We start from the raw sequence: 19451 nt of genomic DNA on the forward strand, positions 1-19451 counted from the left end.
CATACTCCTTGCCGAAAGCCGAAAACACCATGGCGAACGGTGATCAGCGACGCACCAGTGCGGGGGTTTCCTCGGAGGTGTGGCGTGCGCGCCGGCGCAGCGTGGTCATCACGCCCGCAGAACCGAGCAGGGCCACCGCGCCCGCGGCCGGGCCCACCGCAGCGTTCTGCGGGAACAATCCGTCGCCGAGCATCCACGCACCGAAGCCGAAGAACAACGCGGCAGCGCCGAAGCGGATGGCGTTCTCGGGAAGGTGCCGGCCCAGGACGGCTCCGGCGACGATGGCCAGTGCGTCCGCTGCGACCATGCCGATGGTCGATCCGATCCACACGCCGGCCCAGTTGTGGTCACTGGCGAGGGTAATGGTGGCCAGCATCGTCTTGTCGCCGAGTTCGGCCAGGAAGAAGGCTGAGGTCACAGCGAGAAAGGCGGAGCGCGTGACGCGGCCGGCCTTGGACTGCTCGTCGTCGTCGAGGGAGTCGCCGCGCAGCGTCCAGGCACCGAAGATCAGGAAGGCGACACCGCCGACGATCGAGATCGCGGCTGCGGGTATCGCGATTCCGAGGTAGTGCCCGACGGCCACCGACACGAGATGAACCACGGTGGTGGCGAACAGGATCCCGGACAGGACGACCCACCAGCGGTAACGCAGGGCGAAGGTCATCGCCATCAGCTGGGACTTGTCGCCGAGTTCGGCGACGAAGATGATGGCGAACGACAGGACGAGTGCCGACCACATGAGCCGTTTCCTCCTTCCGTATGGAGGAAACGGGGCTTCCTCCGGACGCCGGACGCACGGTGCGTCGGGCGGCCGAAGGTCTCGCCCACCGGAGGGTGATCCGGTTCGCGGGGCCGGGTGATGCCGTGTGCGGTGCCACCAGTATGTCGACCCTGCGATTGGGGGCTACTCCCCTTCGTAGACGGCAACGTTAGCCCAGCGAACCGAATTCTGTAAAGGCAATGCTAAGTTTAGGAGAACCTAACTCTCACTTCCAGGTCGGCCTCACGAGGCAAGCAGCATGGCCAGAATCGCGGTGTCGGGATCGCTGCTCGGATCAACTCCCACCTTGCTGACCAGGGCGGTGACGGTGCCGTCCGGTTCGGCCTCGACCCACGCCGCGCGATGCTCGAGGCCCAGATGCGGAATGCCGGGTAGTAACACGCATCCCGACGCCGCGCCCGCATTCTCCGGCAGCGACGGCGTGGTCTCGGAGGGCGGATGCAACATGATCAGTGCCGGAGGCTGATGTTCTGCGAACCTGCCCGGCCGCACGGCCCGGTCGCCGAGCACCGGACCTTCGGCCACCACCAGGCCTACGGTTCCGGGCTCGGGGTTGTCGGGCAGTTCCTCCTTCACCCCGAAGACGGTCGAGGTGGGCAGCAGGCCCGGCAGGGACGCGATTCGCACCGTCATTGCCAGTACCTGGGCCCATTCGCGCGTGGTCGCAGGCCATCGGCCCGAGACGACGAATCCCCGCAACGACCCGTCGGACTGGAATGCGGACAGCTCGATCCGTCCGTGCTCTTCGGCATTCATCCCAACCTCCCTCCCGGCCGGTAAGGGGAGAATGCCCGTTTCCTCCATTGGCACACAAGAGGTGTCGAGTGCCAGCTACCCCCGGCCGCTCCGCCGCACCCGCACGATCGCGCCGGTTCGTTCCCGCAGAGCGATCTCCGGCTTCCAGTCCGAGGAGGTACACACGAGAAGGTCGTCTCCGTCCACGGCCACGGCGTACGGATTCGCCACCGCCACCTCGTCGGTGATCGTGCCCGACGCCGACACGCGCAGGACGCGACCGTCGAACGGCGACGCGACCCACACCCCGTCCTCGGAGTCGATCGCGATGCCGTCGGGAAAAACCGTGGAGCCGAATTCGACGAGGGTACGGCGGTCGGTGAGCGAGCCGTCGTCGGCGACGGTGAATCTCGTGAGCCTGCCCGGACGAGCCCGGGTCTCGGCGACGATCATGGTGCGACCGTCGCCGGTCGCGACGATCCCGTTGGCGAATTCCAGCCCTTCGGCCGCCACGCGAACGGAGCCGTCCGGTTCGACGAGCGCCAGTGCGGCCGGGCGCACGGGATCGGGAGGGGCGCTCGCGTCGCCGTAGTTGCCTACGTACGCGCGCCCGTGCGTGTCGACGAACATGTCGTTGAGATGCCAGGTCGCGACATGCGAGAGATCTGCGTGCTCGACGAGACGCCCGTCGGACTCGCGGCGCAGTACCTTGCGGGGCACTCCCGCTGCGATGAGCAGTCGCCCGTCGGGCAGAAATCCGAGGCCCGCGGGGTGGCCGTCGACTCGGGCGACCACTTCGGCCGATCCCGTCCCGGGATCGAGACACAAGACCTCGCCCGCATACACGTCGGAGAACCACAGCCGACCCTCGTGCAGTCGGGGACATTCCGGGAAGGCCAGGCCGTCGAGCAACACCTCACTGGTATTCATGGCCGTACCGTAACGGCCCGAGGACGACGAAAGGCGCCGGTGGTCCGGCGCCTTTCGTCGTGTCGGTTTCGCGAACCGGTCTCGATCGGTCCTAGACGATCAGACCGGAGGTGGCGGTGCGGGCGCGCTCGAAGCGGTCCTGCACGTCCGCCCAGTTGACGATGTTCCAGAAGGCCTTGACGTAGTCGGCCTTGACGTTCTGGTACTGCAGGTAGAAGGCGTGCTCCCACATATCGAGCATGAGCAGCGGGGTCAGGCCGATCGGGATGTTGCCCTGCTGGTCGTACAGCTGGACGATGATCAGGCGCTGTCCGATCGAATCCCACGCGAGGATCGACCAGCCGGAGCCCTGGATGGAGTTCGCGTTCGCGGAGAAGTGATCGCGGAACTTGTCGAACGAGCCGAAGGCATCGTCGATCGCGGCGGCGAGCTCACCCTCGGGCTTGTCGCCACCCTCGGGGGAGAGGTTCTTCCAGAAGACGGAGTGGTTGGTATGACCACCGAGGTGGAAGGCGAGATCCTTCTCCAGCTTGGTCGCCTGCGCCGCCATGGTGCCGTTCTCACGGGCCTCGGCCAGCTTCTCGAGCGCGGTGTTCGCACCGGCTACATAGGTCGCGTGGTGCTTCGAGTGGTGCAGCTCCATGATCTTCGCCGAGATGTGCGGCTCGAGCGCTGCGTAGTCGTAGGGCAAGTCCGGAAGAGTGTATTCAGCCACGAAGGGTCCCTTCTTCTCCGGGCCGACAGGCCCGTGCAGTTATTCCGTACCTTGATCGGGTTTCCACCCAAACCCATAAGTACACCGTCCGCAACATTCGCTGTCATGCGGACACGCCTGTAAGCCGACCTGCTCGCGCGGCACCCGAAAACGTCGATCCCTTCGGAACACCGCTCCTACCAGCGGAGACAGGTGCCTGTAGGGGCCGTCGGCAACAGTCGTGTGAACGGGACTTTAACATTGGCAGGTGTTTCGGCCCTTCCTGAACGAACCGACACGCGGGGCCGTCCCACCGCGTGTGGACCTGCCGGGCGTCGATGTCGTCCGGTTCGTCGCGGTCGCGGCCGTCCTGTACTCGCACATCGCCTTCTATCTCGTCGACGACCTCGGCACCGGGTGGTGGGGTATCGACCTCACGTACGAGGTGCTCGTCAAGGGCGCCGGACTCAACCAGCATCTGTCGTCCGTCGGGGTGTCGGCCTTCATGATGCTCACGGGCCTGCTCGTCACCCGGTCAGCGATCCGCCAGGACCGCGGAAAGTTCCTGATCGCCCGCGCCGCACGGCTCCTGCCGGCCTTCTGGGTGTCGATCCTGGCTGCGGTCGCGCTGGTGTGGCTCGGGATCAACGGCACGTTCAGCGGGCACGCCACGGTATCCGTCTCGGAGGCATTCCTGTCGTTCTTCCTCGGCGGGTTCTTCCTGAAACCACAGGTGATCGTGCTCGGCGTGGTGTGGACGCTCGCCGCGCAGATCTCCTTCTATCTGTGGTGTGTCGCAGGCCGGTCGCTGTTGCGGACCGCTCCGGTGGCGGTCCCCATGCTCGGCGCCGTGCTGTGCATGCTGGTGCTTCTCTACAACCTGTATGTGCCCGAGCCCTACAGTGTGCCCTTCCTGTCGAAGGTCGCCTCGACGCTGCCGACCCTGTTCCTGGGGCAGATCGTGTACCTGCGCTGGGCGGGCCTGATCTCGGTACGAGCCTTCCTGGCGGCGCTGTTCGCGCAGGTCTCGGTGATCGTGATGGCCACGGACATCAACGTCTACTGGTCGGGCAGTCGCTACCTGTGGACCGTGATCGTGATCTTCGCGGCGGTCGTGCTCGTCGCACGGTACGACGGCCGCTTCGCGCACTCACCCGCTGTCGTCTGGGTCGCGACCCGCAGTTACTGCATCTACCTGACCCATACGCTCGTGATGTACCGGATCTACGAGAACACCGTGGGTATCGCCGGTACGACGGTCGCGATCGCGCTCGTGTTGATCGGCTGCGGTCTCGTCGCCGAAGTGCTCTACCGGACCGTCGAGGTTCCGGCAGCGCAGTGGATCAAGAACCGCTGGCTGGCGCCCAAGCCGGTCGCATCCGTGCAACGGCCTGCTACCGCGACACGCGCGTAGCATCGGGTCATGTCCTGGTTCGACGAGATCCTCGCCCGTGCCGGTTCGAAGTCGCAGATGGTGGGACGCGAGGACGCGCTCCCCGGTCGCGCCGAGCCGCTGCCTGTCCCCGAGACCCACTACGTCAACGGCAATCGCATCGTTCCTCCCTTCCCGGAGGGCCTGCAGACCGCAGTCGTCGGTATGGGCTGCTTCTGGGGCGCGGAGAAGGAGTTCTGGCAGCTCGACGGTGTGTATTCGACCGCAGCCGGATATGCCGGTGGGTACACACCCAATCCCACCTACGAGGAGGTGTGTTCCGGCCGGACCGGGCACACCGAGGTAGTGCTGGTCGTCTTCGACCCGAAGGTGATCGGTTACGAGCGCATCCTGCAGCAGTTCTGGGAGAACCACGATCCCACCCAGGGCATGCGGCAGGGCAACGACCACGGCACTCAGTACCGCTCGGCGATCTACACCTACGACGAGACGCAGATCGAGATCGCCGAGGCCACCGCGGAAGCCTTCGGGAAGCGACTGTCCGACGCCGGCTACGGCGAGATCACCACCGAGATCGCACCGCTGACGGACTTCTACTATGCCGAGGATTACCACCAGCAGTACCTCGCGAAGAATCCCAACGGGTACTGCCCTGTCCATGCCACCGGGGTGAGTTGCCCGGTCGGGCTCGGCGCCTGATCCACGCAGCGGACGACGCCCGTGCCTCCTCCGGGATTGTGAGATGCGTTGGCCCGCCTTGAACTCCCTCGACGGCGAACGCATGCTGGGAAGAACGCGTGCTGGGAAGTGGGACATCCCCGGGGGGAAGGGACGGTTGCCGACATGACGACGAGGGCGGGCTATCTGCGGCGTACACGACGCGGTCTACGCAGTCACGATCCGCTCGTGCGTCGTACCGACCGGATCGAAGCACGGTGCTTCGCACTGATGGTCGCCGTGACGGTGTTCCTGATTCCCGTCGCCGTGTGGGTGTCGGCCACGATGTGGGACTCCCAACTCGACCTCGCGGAGACGCAGAACGCCGAGCGCATCACCGTGACGGCGGTGCTCGATGCCGATGCCGATGCGGTGAGCGACTCCACAGGATGGGGAGACACGGTGAAGTTCGCCTCGGCTCCGGCGACCTGGCGTTGGGGCGACGAGACGCGTCATGATCTCGTGCAGGTCGACGACATGGCGACCTCGGGCAGCGAGGTGGAGATCTGGGTCGACGCACGCTCGGGCGAACACACCCGGCCGCCGATGACCACCTCCGCTGCGAAGTTCACCGCCGTACTTTCCGGTGTGTCCCTCTGGACGTTCTCGGCGGTGGGGGTCTCGGGCTTGTTCGCCCTGGCACACTGGCGGCTCGAGGTGCTGCGCAGCCGCGAGTGGAGCCGGGAGATCGAAGCGTTCCTCGGCTCCACCAGCAGCCACTGACGCCGCAGGGTCAGAGTTCGGCGACCGCGGGCATGACTTCGTTCGCGACCAGTTCGAGGTGTTCGAGGTCAGCGAGATCGAGGACCTGCAGGTAGATGCGCTGCGTTCCGGCCGCGGCGTAGGTACGGATCTTGTCGATCAGTTCCTGAGGCGTTCCCGCGAGCCCGTTCTCGCGAAGTTCGTCGACCTCGCGGCCGATTCGCGCCGCGCGCCGGGCGATCTCGGATTCGTCCCGGCCGCAGCACAGCACCAGGGCGTTCGAGTAGGTCAGTTCCGCGGGATCGCGGCCGGCATCCCGGCAGGCCGAGCGCACGCGCTCGAACAGCGTCTTCGTATCCTCGACCGACATGAAAGGCACGTTGAACTCGTCGGCGTAGCGCGCCGTGAGCGCCGGAGTGCGCTTCTTGCCCGCACCACCCATGATGATCGGCGGGTGGGGACGCTGATACGGCTTGGGCAGTGCCGGGGAATTCTCGATCCGTACATGCTTGCCCTCGTACGAGAACGTCTCGCCCTCGGGTGTTTCCCACAGGCCGGTGATGACCGCGAGGGATTCCTCGAGGCGGTCGAACCGCTCCTTCACGGAGGGGAAAGGAATGCCGTAGGCGAGGTGTTCTTCCTCGAACCAGCCCGCGCCGAAACCGAAGTCGACCCGTCCGCCGCTCATTGCATCGACCTGCGCGATGGAAATCGCGAGCGGGCCGGGATACCGGAATGTCGCCGAGGTGACGAGGGTGCCGAGACGGATGGTGGACGTGTCGCGGGCGAGACCGGCCAGGGTGATCCATGCGTCCGTCGGTCCGGGCAGGCCCTCGGCGTTCATGGCGAGATAGTGGTCGGAGCGGAAGAACGCGCCGTAGCCGAGTCGTTCTGCGGTCTGCGCGACGGCGAGGAGATCGTCGTAGCTGGCGCCCTGCTGGGGTTCGGTGAAGATGCGCAATTCCATGTTCCGATCATTTCAGCCTCCCTGCGGCTTCGCCGTAGCGGAGTGCGACCCTCGGCTGTGAGATGTCCCCAATGTGATTCCACATGCGTGGATAGACCTGTTGATGAACTTGTGGAAACTGTGGATAACTCCAGCGGATGAGGTTGGTGGGAAGTGCACCGGCCGGTCCGGCCATCCCCACGGGTGATACCGGGATCGGTCCCACCACACCCCTGGGGGTGCACGCGCGTGCCACTATTGGAGACGTGAGCTTTCCCGACGTGCCCACAGTGTCGGTCGACCTGGTACCCGAACTCGGCGACGAGGTCGTCCTCCTCGACGTCCGTGAGGACGACGAATGGGAACTCGGGCACGCCCCCGGCGCACTGCATATTCCGCTCGCCGACGTGCCCGCCCGCATCGACGAGGTCGACCCCGACGCCGAGATCTACGTGATCTGCAGGCAGGGTGGACGTTCACTCGGTGCGGTCGAATATCTCGCCCGCATCGGATACGAGGCCTTCCAGGTGGCGGGCGGCATGGTGGCGTGGCAGAAGCAGGGGCTTCCGCTCGTGTCCGAACGCGGCGAACCGGCGAAGATCTATTGATGTCGGCCTATCAGATCTGTGTGCGCTGTGAGAATCGCTGGCCCGTGACCTATCAGCCGCGTCAGTGGTGTCCGGCCTGCCGCGGTGTGCTGCTCTCGCCCGTCGCACCCGACGGATCGGTTCCGCCTTCGCACCGCAATTTCCGCTGGGTCGCGCGACCCGCGGGTGGTCTTCCGGTGACCGAGCCGAACTCCGGTCCGCAGCGACGCGCGACCACCGAGACGCCGTCCTACCGCGAGATGCCTCGCTGGGGACTCACCGACCCGCTCCCGATCGAAGACGACGAACCCGATCGCGCCGAAACCGCCGCCGATCTCGCGCCGACGCTGCTCGTCGGCACTGCGGTCGTCTTCGGTCTCGCGGCAGTCGCGGAGGCCGTGCGATACGGAGTACTGCTGTTCAACCGAACCCGGCTCGTGGACCCTCTCGTGCTCGCCGTCTCGGACGCGGCAGTGTGGGCGACCCAGGTGGTGGGTCCGATCGTGGCACTGGCCGCAGCGGTCGCGTCCGGATTCCGCCTGCTCGACCTGCGCCGTCGGATCTACGCCGAGCGGGGACTGGCCGATTCACGTCAGCCGCTGTCCGTACTCGCCGGGCTCGTGATCCCCGGAGTCAACCTCGCCATGCCCGGAGTGTTCCTGACCGAGATCGCCGGCCACGACGCCCGGCTGCTGCGCGCAGTCCGTATCTGGTGGGTGCTGTGGGTGGTGAACGGGGTGCTCGTCGTCGCGCTCCTCGCGTGGCGTCAGCGCGACACGTTGCAGGCTCGTGCCGACGGTGTCCTGCTCACCGCGCTTCTTGCGGCACTCGGGGCCGTCGTCGGACTCGCGAGCCTGTACGTACTGCGTCTGTTCGACGGGCAGGATCTGTGGGGGCGGCCGTTGCGGCGCCGTCGGCTCACCCATGCCACCGGGCCGGCATCGTCGCCGATCGCACCGATCGTTCCCGCCGCGGCACGCGAGGGGGCGCAGACCGACATCGATCGCCCCGAGCGGACGGCCCACGACGAGGACTCGGCCGAGGCGGTGGCGCCGTGACCCGCAGCGCCTATCCACGGGTCGTCGCCCACCGCGGTGCATCGGCCGCGCTGCCGGAACACACGCTCGGTGCGTACGAACTGGCCCTGAAGGAAGGCGCCGACGGTGTCGAATGCGACGTGCGGCTCACCCGCGACGGTCACCTCGTGTGCGTCCACGACCGCACCATCGACCGGACGTCGAACGGTACCGGTGTCGTCAGCGAGATGACCCTCGGCGAGCTCGCGGAGTTCGACTACGGCCGGCCCGGCGAGCCCGCCGACCTCCTTACCCTGCAGGAACTGCTCGAACTCGTCATGGACTTCACGAGTGTTCCGGTGAAGGTGTTCATCGAGACCAAGCATCCCGTGCGCTACGGCGGGCTCGTGGAGAGCAAACTGCTCACCGAACTCGCCCGATTCGGACTCGCGACTCCGGCCTCCGCGGACTTCTCCCGGGTGGTGGTGATGTCGTTCGCAGCCGGCGCCGTGTGGCGGATTCGGCGTGCCGCGCCGCTGCTGCCCACCGTGCTGCTCGGCGAGACGTCGCGCTACCTGCGCGGGAGCGCGGCGACCACAGTCGGTGCGACCGCCGTGGGGCCGTCGATCGAGACGTTGCGTGAGCACCGCGACCTCGTCGACCGTGCCGCGCTGTCGGGACGGGCGACCTACTGCTGGACCGTCGACGATCCCGCCGACGTCGAGTTGTGCCGCGAGCTGGGCGTCGAGTGGGTCGCCACGAACCATCCGGGGCGCACCAAGCTGCAACTCGGTGCAGCGTTCGGCCGGTGAGCGCGCCCCGCGGGTCGTGCGAGGGTGACATCGTGTCGCGGGTCGCCGTGTAGTTTGGCGCCGTGGCCAAGAAGAGCAAGAGAAACAGCGGACCCAAGCCCGGCAGCAATCGCGCCGCGAAGCTCGAGCAGCGCCGGCTCGAGCGGGAAGCGGCGGCGGCTGCGACGTCCCGGCCCTTCGAAGGGTTCGCCTTCGAGTGCGACCTCGTGGCATTGCGCGAGTTCGTGCCGTCGGCTCTCGCGGAGCTGCCCGCTGCGGAGAACGGCCGCCGGGTGGTGGGCGCGACGATCCTGCCCGGAGGGGTCGCGGCCCTGGTCCGTGAGGAGAACGGTGAACCGGTCGCCTATGTGGGCCTGCAGCTCGCTGCCGGATACGGACCGGATCCGGCGGGCGAACTGGCTGCCGCTCTGGACTGGGCGCATACGGCCGAGCCAGGCTCCTCGTTGCAGGCCGCGAGCGTGGACGACGACACCCCGCAGCTCGCGGAACTGATCGATCCGGCGGTCGTACCGGTGATCACCGTGCACGACGATTTCAACTGGTGGATCCCACCGGGTGTCGAACCGAGCGCCGAGATCGCGCACACCGTCAAGCATGCGAACGACGCCGTCCTGCCCTCGGCGCGGCTCGAGGGCGAGGGCCTTCGTGGCGCGTGGTGGGTCGATCCGGGCGAGAAGGCTCATCTTCGGTGGGTGCGGCCGGAGGACGAGGACGTGTTGATGGCAGCGTTGTCGCGCGTACATGCGGCAGGCGGTTTGCACCTCGGCGAGGGATCGCGGTTCGCCGGTTCGTTCCGCACCCACGGACTGCTGGTGCCGGTGTTCGATCTCGACCGCGAGAAGCATCCGGACGAGTGGGTCGCCCCGACGATCGAATTCGGGCGGCGTCTCGACGAGGCTCTCGCAGTGGACGAGCCGCTCACCGCCGCCGAGCGCCGCTCCCGGGACGGACTGCGCAGTCGTCAGATCACCTTGCGCTGACCGAGGTCGCGTGAACGAAGGCCACCTCCCGCATGAGGAGGTGGCCTTCGTCGTTCCGGGTGGGCTGTCCCCGGATGGTGAAACGGTCAGATGGTGCCGCCCGCGGCGAGGGGAGCGGCACCGCGCGGCTCGCGTGGCTTCGAGTTCAGCTCGCGGGCAACGAAGTCCTCGAGGTGGAAGAGATTGGCGCCGGCGCGACCGGCTACGGTGAGCAGGGTCGTCATGGTCGCGACCTCCTCGACCTGCTCCTGCAGGAACCACTGCATGAACTGCTCGCCGAGGTAGTCGCCCTCCTCGCGCGCGGTGCGGGCGAGTTCGACGATCTGGTCGGTGACCTTCTTCTCCTGGGACAGGGCCAATGCGATCGGCTCGCGGGCGTCCTCGAACATCGACTGCACCGCGTCGACACCGGTGAGGTCGACGGCCATGTCACGGTCCAGGAAGTACTGGACGATCATCATGGCGTGGTTGCGCTCCTCGACTGCCTGGGCGTAGAAGTGCTTCGCGAGCTGCGGGAGATCGGTGTTGTCGTAGAAGATCGCGATGGCGATGTACTGATGCGACGCCGTGAACTCGTTGCGGATCTGGTCGTGCAGCAGGGTGTGGAACTTGGTCTTGGTCATGTCGCCCATCGTCGTCATGATCATGACGTTAGTGCAGGTCAAGACAGTTTTCATCCAAGCATTGGCTACCCTTGCACTTCGCAGCGTCGGCTACCCTATGAAAGATTCGGACAGCCTTTCCCAAGATCGAAGTCGGTCGTGGCGGTGTGTCAGGGGGCAGGAGCGAGGAGTTCCGGGGGGATCGGGTCGCCCTGCGAGATCGCCTCGAAGAACGGCACGGCACGCGCGCGATCCCACAGCAGGACGTTGCCGATGCCGTAGACGTCCTCGAATCCGCCTACCGGAACCGTCGCCGTGACGGTCTCGCCGCGCATCGCCCACGCGAGTCGCGCGAGGTCCCACAGGTGGTCGCCGTCGTCGACCCGCAACGAGCCGGCTGCACCCGACATCAGGGACCACGCACGGAACGGGTTCAGGAAGGTACCGGGACTCGTTGCCTTGCTCAGCAGCGCCGACAGGAACAGACGCTGATTGTTCATCCGGTCGAGATCGGCGAGCGGGGTGGCGCGGGTGCGCACGAAACCCAGCGCCTGGGCCCCGTTCAGTTCCTGGCATCCGGCTTGCAGCGTGAGGCCGGCGAGCGGGTCGTCGATGGGATAAGGCACGCAGATGTCGACGCCGCCGATCGCATCCACGATCGAGGCGAACCCGCCGAAGCCGATCTCGGCGTAGTGGTCGATATGCACACCCGTAGCACCTTCGACCGTTTGCACGAGCAGCTGCGGCCCGCCCAGGGCGAAGGACGAATTGAGCTTGTCCTGCCCGAAACCCGGCACGCTCACGTACGAGTCGCGCGGCAGGGACACCATCGTCGTGGCACCCCCGCCGGGCGGGATGTGGACGAGCAGGATGGTGTCGGTACGGTCGGCGCCGACGTCTCCGCCGGTCGCGAGTTCCTGTTCCTGCTCGGCGGTGAGGCCGACCCTGCTGTCGGAGCCGACGAGCAGCCAGTTCGTTCCTCGGGTGTCGCCGACGCGGCCGTCGTAGTCGGCCAGCGCGTCGACGCGCGCGAGCTTGCTGTCGAAGTAGACCGCGCCTGCGCCCATCACGACGACGAGCACTACCAGCGCGATTGCGAGTCGTCGCAGGACTTGCCGCGCGCCGACGGGCCGCCGCGGAGGTGACCCCGGGGGCGGGGGTGCGGGACGGCGCCGGGGCGGCGCGGGCGGCGGAGTCTTCCCACCCGGTGGGCGACGATCGACGGCGGGGTCGGTGAACCGTTCGGGTCGCTGAGTCGGGGCCCAGCCGCGCTGCTGCTGTTGCTGCGGTGGCGGTTGCCGTCGGGTGGGGCGGGGGCCTGGGGTGGGCCGGTAGCTCGGCGCGGGTGCCTGCGACCATGCCTGCGGCGACGGAGGCCCTCCGTCGCGTCGGAGCACCTGGGTGCCCTCGGGGGAGGGCGGAACAGCGCCAGGTCGAGGCGGTGGCACGGCGCCGCGAGGTGCGGGCCGTCGGGGAGGAGGTCCCTGCGGGGGAGGTCCCTGCGGAGGTCGCGGCCTGTTCCGAGGGTCGCGAGGGTCGCCGTTCACCTGGACAACTCTACGTTCAGGGCAGCCACGAGACATGCCCCCGCAGCGCCTGGTAGCCGACGAAGGCGACGGTGTCGATGAGCGCGTGGGCGATCACGAGCGGCCACAGCTTGCCGGTGCGCTGCCAGTAGCGCCCGAAGACCAAGCCCATGACGACATTGCCGAACCCGCCACCGATGCCCTGGTAGAGGTGGTAGCTCCCCCGCAGCAGTGCGGATGCGAGCAGCGACGAGTTCTCCGACCAGCCGAGTTGTCGCAGGCGGGTGATGAGATAGGCGACCACCAGGATCTCCTCGGCACCGGAGTTGGCGATCGCCCAGAGCACCTCGGTGGGCAGTCGCCACCAGTAGTCCTCGAGCAGGCTCGGCGCGACCGTCAGGTTCAATCCGGCCGCGCGCGCAACGAGATACAACGCGAGACCAGGGAGCCCGATCAGCGCGGCCAGGCCCACGCCGGGCAGCAGATCCCGACGGGGACCGGGCCGGGCGAGACCTGCGAGTCGCGGCCCGATTCCGCTGCGCCACAGCAGATACAGGCCCAGTGCCCCCCATGCGAGCAGACGGACGATGCCGAGGAGCTGCCGTGCGAGATCGATGAACTCCTGCGACGAGCGCGGCGTGTTCAGAGCGACGGTCTGGTCCGCGAGTGGTTCCGGTGCCAATGCCGCCTCGGCCAGGGACAGGATCGACGAAATCCCGCTCAGGCCGAATGTGACGAGCAGAACGATGGTGATCTCGATCCACAGCGCGCGACGCGCGGCCGGATCGAGGGGCGGCTCGGGGGTGCGGGGTGCGGGCCGCAGCCAGTCGCGGATGGTCATCACCGAAGCGATTGTGCCGGACGGAGCGTCGATGGGTCCCTGCGCGCCAGAAGAAATGCTCGCGCCCCGGTGACGTGTCCGATTTGACAGCAACCTTGTGACCCATCACACTTCACATCACCCGACCGATCGATCGCTCGGTCGCGGGCGGTCCTGGAGGCCGAGAGGGATCTGCGACCCGGAAGTGGGGGAGATGAACACCGAAATTCCTGAGAAGAACCTTGCGTCCACCGCGTCGGTGACGCCGGCGTCGAAGAAGAAGTCACTCCTGGCCAGCTCTGTCGGCAACATTCTCGAGTGGTACGAGTGGAGCGCCTACGCGGTGTTCGCTCCGTTCATCGCCGCAGCAATGTTCAACAGCGACAATCCGGTGTCGGCGCTGCTGTCCACGCTCGCGGTCTTCGCCGTCGGCTTCCTGATGCGACCGCTCGGCGGCATCGTGTTCGGCCGCGTCGCCGACAAGCGGGGCCGTAAGTTCGTACTCGTCACAACCATGCTGATGATGGCAGGTGGCAGTCTCGTGATCGGCCTCATGCCGACCTACTCCTCGATCGGGGTGTGGGCATCGCTGATCCTGCTGTTCGCCCGGGTGGTGCAGGGCTTCGCGCACGGCGGCGAGTCGGCGACCGCGTATTCCTACGTGAGCGAGATCGCGCCGGCGAATCGCCGCGGCATGTGGGGCAGCGTTGCCTTCGCCGCCATCTTCGGCGGCTCGGTGCTCGCGTACACGATCGGTGGAGTGGTCACCTCGACACTCTCGGAGAGTGCGGTGGGCGAGTGGGGATGGCGCGTGCCCTTCCTGCTCGGGTTCTTCCTGGCACTGTTCGCCCTCTATCTGCGGCGCAGCATGGACGAGAGCGAGGTCTTCCACGCGCAGGGCGAGCGGGACGACGAACCGCGCATCCCCCGGAAGGTGGTCGTGCGCGCGATCCTGCTGATGATCGGGATGACCTCGGGGGTCACGGCGGCGCACTACACCTGGACCTCGTACGTGTCGACCTACGCGATCACCCAGGAGGGGATGAACCCGGACACTGCCTACTGGATGCTTGTGATCGCTCAGGTGATCGCGCTGGTGTCGCTGCCCCTGTGGGGTCGGCTGTCGGACCGGATCGGCCGTCGTCCCATGCTCGGCGGCTTCGCGATCCTGATGTTCGCGCTGCAGATCCCGCTGACATCGATGATCACCTCCTCCGGATGGACGCTGCTCGTGTCGACCACCGTTGCTCTTCTCATCGTCTCGATCCCGGGCGCAATCCTGTCGTGCACTCTCTCCGAGAGCTTCCCGACCCGCCTGCGGACCCAGGCGATCGGGTTCGCGTACTCCTTCTCGGTGGCGGTCTTCGGCGGTACGGCGCCCTATCTCAACCAGTTGCTCGCCGGCTGGGACATCGGATGGGTCTTCGGGGTGTACATCATGGTGCTGTGCGTCGCGACCGGAATCGCGGCACTGATCATGAAGGAAACGAGGGGCGTCGACCTGCATCAGGTCTGAGCGGACCCTCAGGCGCGGGGTGGCAGGCCGTTGCGGAACGGGCATCCGGCGAGCAGGCGCAGCGCGCGGCTCAGCGCCGCGGGATCGTCCACCGGCTCGTGGAAGGGGATCCGTACGTCGTGGTCGTCGCCTTCGGATTCGACGCGCAGTCGAAGTCCGTAACGGTCGAGACCGAGGGGACGGACCCGTCCGCCGCGATGTGCGGGCGGGATTCGTCGCGCGATCTGCCGGACGATGTCGGCGTGATCCTGCTCGAGATGCTGCAGCCACCCGGTCTCGAGTGCCGCGAACGGGTCGGGAGCGGCGTCGAGGACGTCGGTGACATCGACGGCCTCGGCCCCGGTGGTGTCGGCGGCGACGACGGAGTCGACGGTCAGGCACAGCAGCTCGGAGCGGTGTCCCACGTCGAGAAGTTCGGGATGCGGGAGGATCTCCGCTATCTCGGCGGCCAGGCGGCGGGGATGTTCGATCGGCCGCAGTGTGCCACTGAGCCAGATGAGCGATCGCACGGGATTGCGCAACGCGATCGGGGAGTAATCGGTGAATTCGAGCATGGCCGGAATTCCTGCGCTCCCGGACTGCCGGGCGAGGGCGACAGGGAGGCTGTCCTCGGCAACCACGACGGCGACCCGGCCGTCGTCGAGGAGATGGTGAACCGAGGTGGGAACCGGATCGCACCCGTCGATCGCGAGCTGGGTGGTATCGGCGCGGATGAGGGCGGTGCGCACGCGTTCGGCCGTGGTCGGCGCGGGAATGACTGATGTGGTGGTCTGCATACCAACCCTCCGTCTCGAAGTAGGTGAGGCAAACCTAAGTCATCGTGACCACGGTCGCAAGGGGGCCGTGTTCCCTCGTCGTAGCCGATTTCAGGCGGCGGGGCCGTACGTGAGATGCACGACGCCGTTGCCGAACGACAGGTTGTCGAGAAGTGCGACCGGCAGAGGTCCGGTGCCGTCGGGGAACAGTCGCGCACCCGAGCCGAGCACCACGGGGTACACCAGCAGGTGCAGTTCGTCGACGAGTCCGTCGGCGAGGAGGGCGCGTACGAGCGTCCCGCTGCCGCTGATGTAGATGTCGCCCTCGGTCGCGGCCTTCAGATCCCGTATCGCGCCCGGATCGTACGGCCCCAGGACCGTCGAGTTCTTCCACTCGTCGCCGTTCTCGAGAGTCGACGAGACCACATACTTGGGAGTGTCGTTGAAGAACGGCGCCCCGGGGTCGTCCTCGACGGTGCGGTCGGCCCAACTTGCCGCGAACATCTGGAAGGTGTTGCGCCCGAGCAGGATCGCCGTGCTGGAAGCACTGAGACGCCCTATGCTCGCACCGAGGTCGTCGGGGAAGCCGTAATCGAAGGTGAAGCTCGGATCCTCGTATCCCCCGTCGAGGCTCACGAATTCGTGCACCAGGATCTTGCCCATAGGAATGCCCCTCGTTCGTCGGAGCCCCTCCGCGCCGTAGAAGCGTGAATGCGGAGGGGACACGCACATGATGACCGTCACAGCCGACAGAAGTCGCCGGTTCCGTGAGACCCGTCGTGCCTTTCCGCGGAGAACCGGTGCCATCTCGCCCGGCGTAGCCTGGACCGGTGCCGATCCCACTTCCTCTCGGAATGCCGCCGTCCCGCGACGAGCCTCGCGGCCTGCTCGACGCGCTGCTGACCCGCCGGCACGAGAGCCTCACCGAGGCCCTCGCGGCGACCGGCCGCGTGCTCGCTCCACCGATCGTCCCGGCCGCTGCCGTCACCGGATCTCCGAACCGCGAGCTCGTTGTCGAACTCGACGTCTCGGCCGAACTCCCCTCGCCGGCCGGGTGGCGACCGGTGAGATATCAGATCGATTGCGCCTCGGACGATCTCGAGGACGTGCTCGCGATCACCGCGCCGGCACCCCTCGTCGTGTATGCGCACGTACCCGACGCCGCGCTCGCAGATGCTGCCCGCGCGCTCACCGAGGTCGGCCACATTCCGGGCCTCACCGCAGGTCGCGACCCCGACGCTGTTGCCGACTTCCTCGCGGTGCTCGCTCACGCCGACACCGGATATGCCGCCCGCGCCCGCGGGAGTGACGACGTGCTGGCTCTGCTCGCCGCCACCGTCGCGGCGCTGAGCGGTTCCGACGTCCGCACCGCACTTGCATCCCCCGACACAGCGCGGCTGCGGAATCTGAGCCCTGAGGCCGCCGCTGCGGTACGGGAGGTCCTGCTGGTCGTGGAGGTCGACGACACCGACCTGATCGGCCGTGAGCTGGAGGACTTCGGTCGCAGTTCGGACTGACCGGGGTTCCCGAAGCCCCGCGACGGCCCCGTGCGGTTCATGTCCATTTCGCCTTCCGGCAACGGACGATGCGTAACCTCGTACACGTGCCACGTATCGCTTTCTTCGGCCCGACCGGAACGTTCACCGAGATGGCCCTCGACCGTTTCGAGAGCCTCGGTGCCTTCGACGGGTTCGACGACAGATCCGGGGACACCGCCGTCGAGCGTGTCTCCGCGGCCAGCCCGCCCGCTGCCCTGCAACTCCTGCGCGACCAGCAGGTCGACGGTGCCGTCGTCCCCATCGAGAGTTCGGTGGAGGGCTCGGTACCGCCCACGATGGACGCCCTCGCGCTCGGACCGCGGCTCCAGATCGTCGCCGAGGTCGAACTCGATATCGCATTCACGGTGGTAACCCGCGGAGGAGTCACGCGCGAGCAGGTCCGCACGATCGGCGCCTACCCGGTGGCCGCAGCACAGGTGCGCCGCTGGATCGAGGATCATCTGCCCCGCGCCGAGGTCGTGACGGCTGCCTCCAATGCCGGAGCCGCCGAGGACGTCGCGTCCGGCAAGGTCGACGCAGCCGTGTCCACCGCACTCGCGGGGCAACGGCTCGGCCTGTCCGTGCTCGCCGACGGGGTCGCCGACTTCGAGGGCGCCCGCACACGGTTCGTGCTCGTCACCCGGCCTCGGCCGGTGCCGAAGCGCACCGGCGTCGACCGCACGTCGATCGTGCTGCAGCTCCCCAACGAGCCCGGCTCGCTCGTGCGAGCGATGACCGAGTTCGCGACGCGCGGAATCGATCTTTCCCGCATCGAGTCCCGGCCGACCCGCAGGGAGTACGGCACCTACTTCTTCCACCTGGATTGCGTGGGACATATCGACGACGCGCTGGTCGCCGAAGCGCTGCAGGGTTTGCACCGCTTCGCGCAGGTGCGTTTCCTCGGATCGTGGCCCGCCGTGTCCGAACACGGTGTTCCGCCGGTTCCGGATGACGAGGATGCGCGGTGGCTCGACCGGCTGCGGCGCGGAGAGGATTGAGGGTGAGCGGCAGATTGATCCTGGCCCGACACGGGCAGACGGTGGCGAACGTCGCCCGGAGGCTCGATACCAAACTTCCCGGGGCGGAGCTGACCGATCTCGGAGTCGAACAGGCTCGCACTCTCGGGAAGAACCTTGTCGAGCGGGCACCAGCCCTGCTCGTCGCGTCGCAGGCGCTTCGGGCCCGGCAGACGGCCGATCACGCGGCACCCGCGGTGTCGCTCGAGACGGTCGTCCGCGAGGGCGTGCACGAGGTGCAGGTCGGCGAACTCGAGGACCGCAGCGACGAGGAGTCGCACAGACTGTTCATGAAGGTCTACGAGGAATGGCACAGCGGTGACCTGCGTGCCCGGGTACCGGGTGGCGAGTCGGCACTCGACGTGCTCGATCGGTATCTGCCGGTCGTGGAGTGGCTGCGCAGCGACTATCTCGACGCAGGCTCCGGAGACGTCGTGGTGGTCAGCCACGGGGCCGCGATCCGGCTCGTCGCGGCATACCTGGGAAAGGTGCCGGGCAATTTCGCCACCACCAACCACCTGGCCAACACCGAGACGGTCGAATTGCGACCGGTGGCCGGGGGCGGGTGGGAGTGCGTGCGCTGGGGCTCCTTCCTGGCACCCTTCCACGACACCGCGCGCGGCGGCGCCGACGATCCGATGGGGTGAGACCGCCCACCTATCGATCCTTCGAGCGCGAAATGTACGGGTATCCTCGGGGCGTCCGTGTGAAGTAACGATCGGTAGGTAGGTGCGGTTTCATGGGTGCTTCGAGCGACGACGCCGACACCCTCACCGAGGGTGAGGCCATCCCCGACTGGCGCATCCTCGAGCCGATGCAGCTGAGCCCCATCCTCACCGCAGCGCTCGACGCGTTCTACGAGACCGGCTTCCACGGCACCTCGGTGCGGGAGATCGCTCGACGCGTCGGTGTCACCGTCCCGGCCCTGTACTACCACCACGAGAACAAGGAAGGGCTGCTCATCGCCCTTCTCGAGTTGTCCACGAGCGATGTCCTCTCTCGAGCGCACGCCGCCGCCGAGGACGCCGACGGCGATCCGGTGCGCAGGCTCTCCAACGTGATCGAGGCGATCGTGTTGCGCATGACTATGCGTGCCCGCCTCGCCGCGCTCGAAGGGGAGGCACGCTATCTCAGCCCCGAGAACCGTCAGCGGTACCGGGCGGTGCGCAAGGGTGTCGAGCAGCTGATGCGAGAGATCGTCGAGCAGGGCGTGGCCGCCGGGGTGTTCGACGTCGACGATCCCGCCGAGACGACGCGTGCCCTGCTCGGCATGTGTCAGTCGATCCCGCGCTGGTATCACGCCGAGGGCACTCTCAGCCCCGAGGCCGTCGCGCAGAAGTACGTGCGGATCGCGCTCAAGACCGTCGGGGTCTGAGACCGGCCGG

At 67.4% G+C, this 19451-nt stretch carries 22 protein-coding genes; 12 read left to right on the forward strand and 10 right to left on the reverse strand.

Features of this window, described 5'->3' with window-relative positions; all coding sequences use genetic code 11:
* Nucleotides 1-43 precede the first annotated feature (43 nt).
* The 4 genes from ABZ789_RS05120 to ABZ789_RS05135 all read right to left on the reverse strand — a co-directional run bounded on the left by ABZ789_RS05120 (nt 44) and on the right by ABZ789_RS05135 (nt 3161).
* On the reverse strand, nt 44-739 hold the full coding sequence (locus ABZ789_RS05120) for a TMEM165/GDT1 family protein (protein WP_358419874.1): 696 nt from the start codon (nt 737-739) through the stop codon (nt 44-46).
* 264 nt (nt 740-1003) lie between these two features.
* Nucleotides 1004-1537, reverse strand: coding sequence for a peptidase (locus ABZ789_RS05125; protein ID WP_358419876.1), 534 nt, complete (start codon nt 1535-1537; stop codon nt 1004-1006).
* Nucleotides 1538-1612: 75 nt separating this feature from the next.
* On the reverse strand, nt 1613-2446 hold the full coding sequence (locus ABZ789_RS05130; protein ID WP_358419878.1) for an SMP-30/gluconolactonase/LRE family protein: 834 nt from the start codon (nt 2444-2446) through the stop codon (nt 1613-1615).
* A 91-nt stretch (nt 2447-2537) separates the two neighbouring features.
* Entirely contained in the window at nt 2538-3161 is a 624-nt protein-coding gene (locus ABZ789_RS05135; protein WP_358419881.1) for a superoxide dismutase, read from the reverse strand.
* A gap of 298 nt (nt 3162-3459) precedes the next feature.
* Here ABZ789_RS05135 and ABZ789_RS05140 point away from each other — a divergent pair, with 298 nt between their 5' ends.
* The 3 genes from ABZ789_RS05140 to ABZ789_RS05150 all read left to right on the forward strand — a co-directional run bounded on the left by ABZ789_RS05140 (nt 3460) and on the right by ABZ789_RS05150 (nt 5973).
* On the forward strand, nt 3460-4554 hold the full coding sequence (locus tag ABZ789_RS05140; protein ID WP_358420211.1) for an acyltransferase: 1095 nt from the start codon (nt 3460-3462) through the stop codon (nt 4552-4554).
* 9 nt (nt 4555-4563) lie between these two features.
* Nucleotides 4564-5232 (forward strand): peptide-methionine (S)-S-oxide reductase MsrA, encoded by a 669-nt coding sequence (gene msrA, locus ABZ789_RS05145; RefSeq protein ID WP_358419884.1) that lies wholly within the window; start codon nt 4564-4566, stop codon nt 5230-5232.
* A 144-nt stretch (nt 5233-5376) separates the two neighbouring features.
* Nucleotides 5377-5973: a hypothetical protein gene (locus ABZ789_RS05150; protein ID WP_358419887.1), complete on the forward strand. Its 597-nt coding sequence runs from the start codon at nt 5377-5379 to the stop codon at nt 5971-5973.
* A 10-nt stretch (nt 5974-5983) separates the two neighbouring features.
* Here ABZ789_RS05150 and ABZ789_RS05155 read toward each other — a convergent pair whose 3' ends face one another.
* On the reverse strand, nt 5984-6919 hold the full coding sequence (locus ABZ789_RS05155) for an LLM class F420-dependent oxidoreductase (protein ID WP_358419890.1): 936 nt from the start codon (nt 6917-6919) through the stop codon (nt 5984-5986).
* A gap of 260 nt (nt 6920-7179) precedes the next feature.
* Between ABZ789_RS05155 and ABZ789_RS05160 the strand changes: the two genes are divergently transcribed.
* From ABZ789_RS05160 to ABZ789_RS05175, 4 genes are all read left to right on the forward strand, one after another.
* Nucleotides 7180-7506, forward strand: coding sequence for a rhodanese-like domain-containing protein (locus ABZ789_RS05160; RefSeq protein WP_358420214.1), 327 nt, complete (start codon nt 7180-7182; stop codon nt 7504-7506).
* Nucleotides 7506-8543, forward strand: coding sequence for a DUF4328 domain-containing protein (locus ABZ789_RS05165; RefSeq protein ID WP_358419893.1), 1038 nt, complete (start codon nt 7506-7508; stop codon nt 8541-8543). Before ABZ789_RS05160 ends, ABZ789_RS05165 begins: the two co-directional genes overlap by 1 nt.
* Nucleotides 8540-9313, forward strand: coding sequence for a glycerophosphodiester phosphodiesterase (locus tag ABZ789_RS05170; protein ID WP_358419896.1), 774 nt, complete (start codon nt 8540-8542; stop codon nt 9311-9313). The genes ABZ789_RS05165 and ABZ789_RS05170 overlap by 4 nt, the downstream gene beginning before the upstream one ends.
* Nucleotides 9314-9375: 62 nt before the next feature.
* Nucleotides 9376-10293, forward strand: a complete 918-nt coding sequence (locus ABZ789_RS05175) for a DUF5926 family protein (protein WP_358419899.1) — start codon at nt 9376-9378, stop codon at nt 10291-10293.
* Between the two features lie 86 nt (nt 10294-10379).
* Here ABZ789_RS05175 and ABZ789_RS05180 read toward each other — a convergent pair whose 3' ends face one another.
* The 3 genes from ABZ789_RS05180 to ABZ789_RS05190 all read right to left on the reverse strand — a co-directional run bounded on the left by ABZ789_RS05180 (nt 10380) and on the right by ABZ789_RS05190 (nt 13262).
* A complete protein-coding gene (locus tag ABZ789_RS05180; RefSeq protein WP_358419900.1) occupies nt 10380-10940 on the reverse strand; it encodes a ferritin in 561 nt (186 codons plus the stop codon).
* Between the two features lie 125 nt (nt 10941-11065).
* A complete protein-coding gene (locus tag ABZ789_RS05185) occupies nt 11066-12292 on the reverse strand; it encodes an LCP family protein (protein WP_358419903.1) in 1227 nt (408 codons plus the stop codon).
* A 166-nt stretch (nt 12293-12458) separates the two neighbouring features.
* Entirely contained in the window at nt 12459-13262 is an 804-nt protein-coding gene (locus tag ABZ789_RS05190; protein WP_358420217.1) for a CPBP family intramembrane glutamic endopeptidase, read from the reverse strand.
* A gap of 193 nt (nt 13263-13455) precedes the next feature.
* Between ABZ789_RS05190 and ABZ789_RS05195 the strand changes: the two genes are divergently transcribed.
* Nucleotides 13456-14757, forward strand: a complete 1302-nt coding sequence (locus tag ABZ789_RS05195; RefSeq protein WP_358419905.1) for an MFS transporter — start codon at nt 13456-13458, stop codon at nt 14755-14757.
* Nucleotides 14758-14765: 8 nt separating this feature from the next.
* On the opposite strand, the gene ABZ789_RS05200 is transcribed toward ABZ789_RS05195, so the two are convergent.
* Both ABZ789_RS05200 and ABZ789_RS05205 read right to left on the reverse strand, forming a co-directional pair.
* The gene (locus tag ABZ789_RS05200; RefSeq protein ID WP_358419908.1) at nt 14766-15533 is read right to left on the reverse strand and encodes a DUF2470 domain-containing protein; all 768 of its coding nucleotides are present in this window, start codon (nt 15531-15533) and stop codon (nt 14766-14768) included.
* 90 nt (nt 15534-15623) lie between these two features.
* Nucleotides 15624-16175 carry a dihydrofolate reductase family protein gene (locus ABZ789_RS05205; RefSeq protein ID WP_358419911.1) on the reverse strand — a complete coding sequence of 184 codons (552 nt, stop codon included), beginning with the start codon at nt 16173-16175 and terminating at the stop codon, nt 15624-15626.
* A gap of 191 nt (nt 16176-16366) precedes the next feature.
* Between ABZ789_RS05205 and ABZ789_RS05210 the strand changes: the two genes are divergently transcribed.
* The 4 genes from ABZ789_RS05210 (at nt 16367) to ABZ789_RS05225 (ending at nt 19441) form a co-directional block, all read left to right on the forward strand.
* On the forward strand, nt 16367-17029 hold the full coding sequence (locus ABZ789_RS05210; RefSeq protein ID WP_358420220.1) for a hypothetical protein: 663 nt from the start codon (nt 16367-16369) through the stop codon (nt 17027-17029).
* 86 nt (nt 17030-17115) lie between these two features.
* Nucleotides 17116-18048, forward strand: coding sequence for a prephenate dehydratase (gene pheA / locus ABZ789_RS05215; RefSeq protein ID WP_358419914.1), 933 nt, complete (start codon nt 17116-17118; stop codon nt 18046-18048).
* 2 nt (nt 18049-18050) lie between these two features.
* The gene (locus tag ABZ789_RS05220; protein ID WP_358419917.1) at nt 18051-18713 is read left to right on the forward strand and encodes a histidine phosphatase family protein; all 663 of its coding nucleotides are present in this window, start codon (nt 18051-18053) and stop codon (nt 18711-18713) included.
* A gap of 92 nt (nt 18714-18805) precedes the next feature.
* Nucleotides 18806-19441 carry a TetR/AcrR family transcriptional regulator gene (locus ABZ789_RS05225; RefSeq protein ID WP_358419920.1) on the forward strand — a complete coding sequence of 212 codons (636 nt, stop codon included), beginning with the start codon at nt 18806-18808 and terminating at the stop codon, nt 19439-19441.
* Nucleotides 19442-19451: the final 10 nt, after the last annotated feature.

It is taken from the genome of Rhodococcus sp. NPDC047139 (genome assembly GCF_040643435.1).
In the GTDB taxonomy this organism is placed as follows: domain Bacteria; phylum Actinomycetota; class Actinomycetes; order Mycobacteriales; family Mycobacteriaceae; genus Rhodococcus.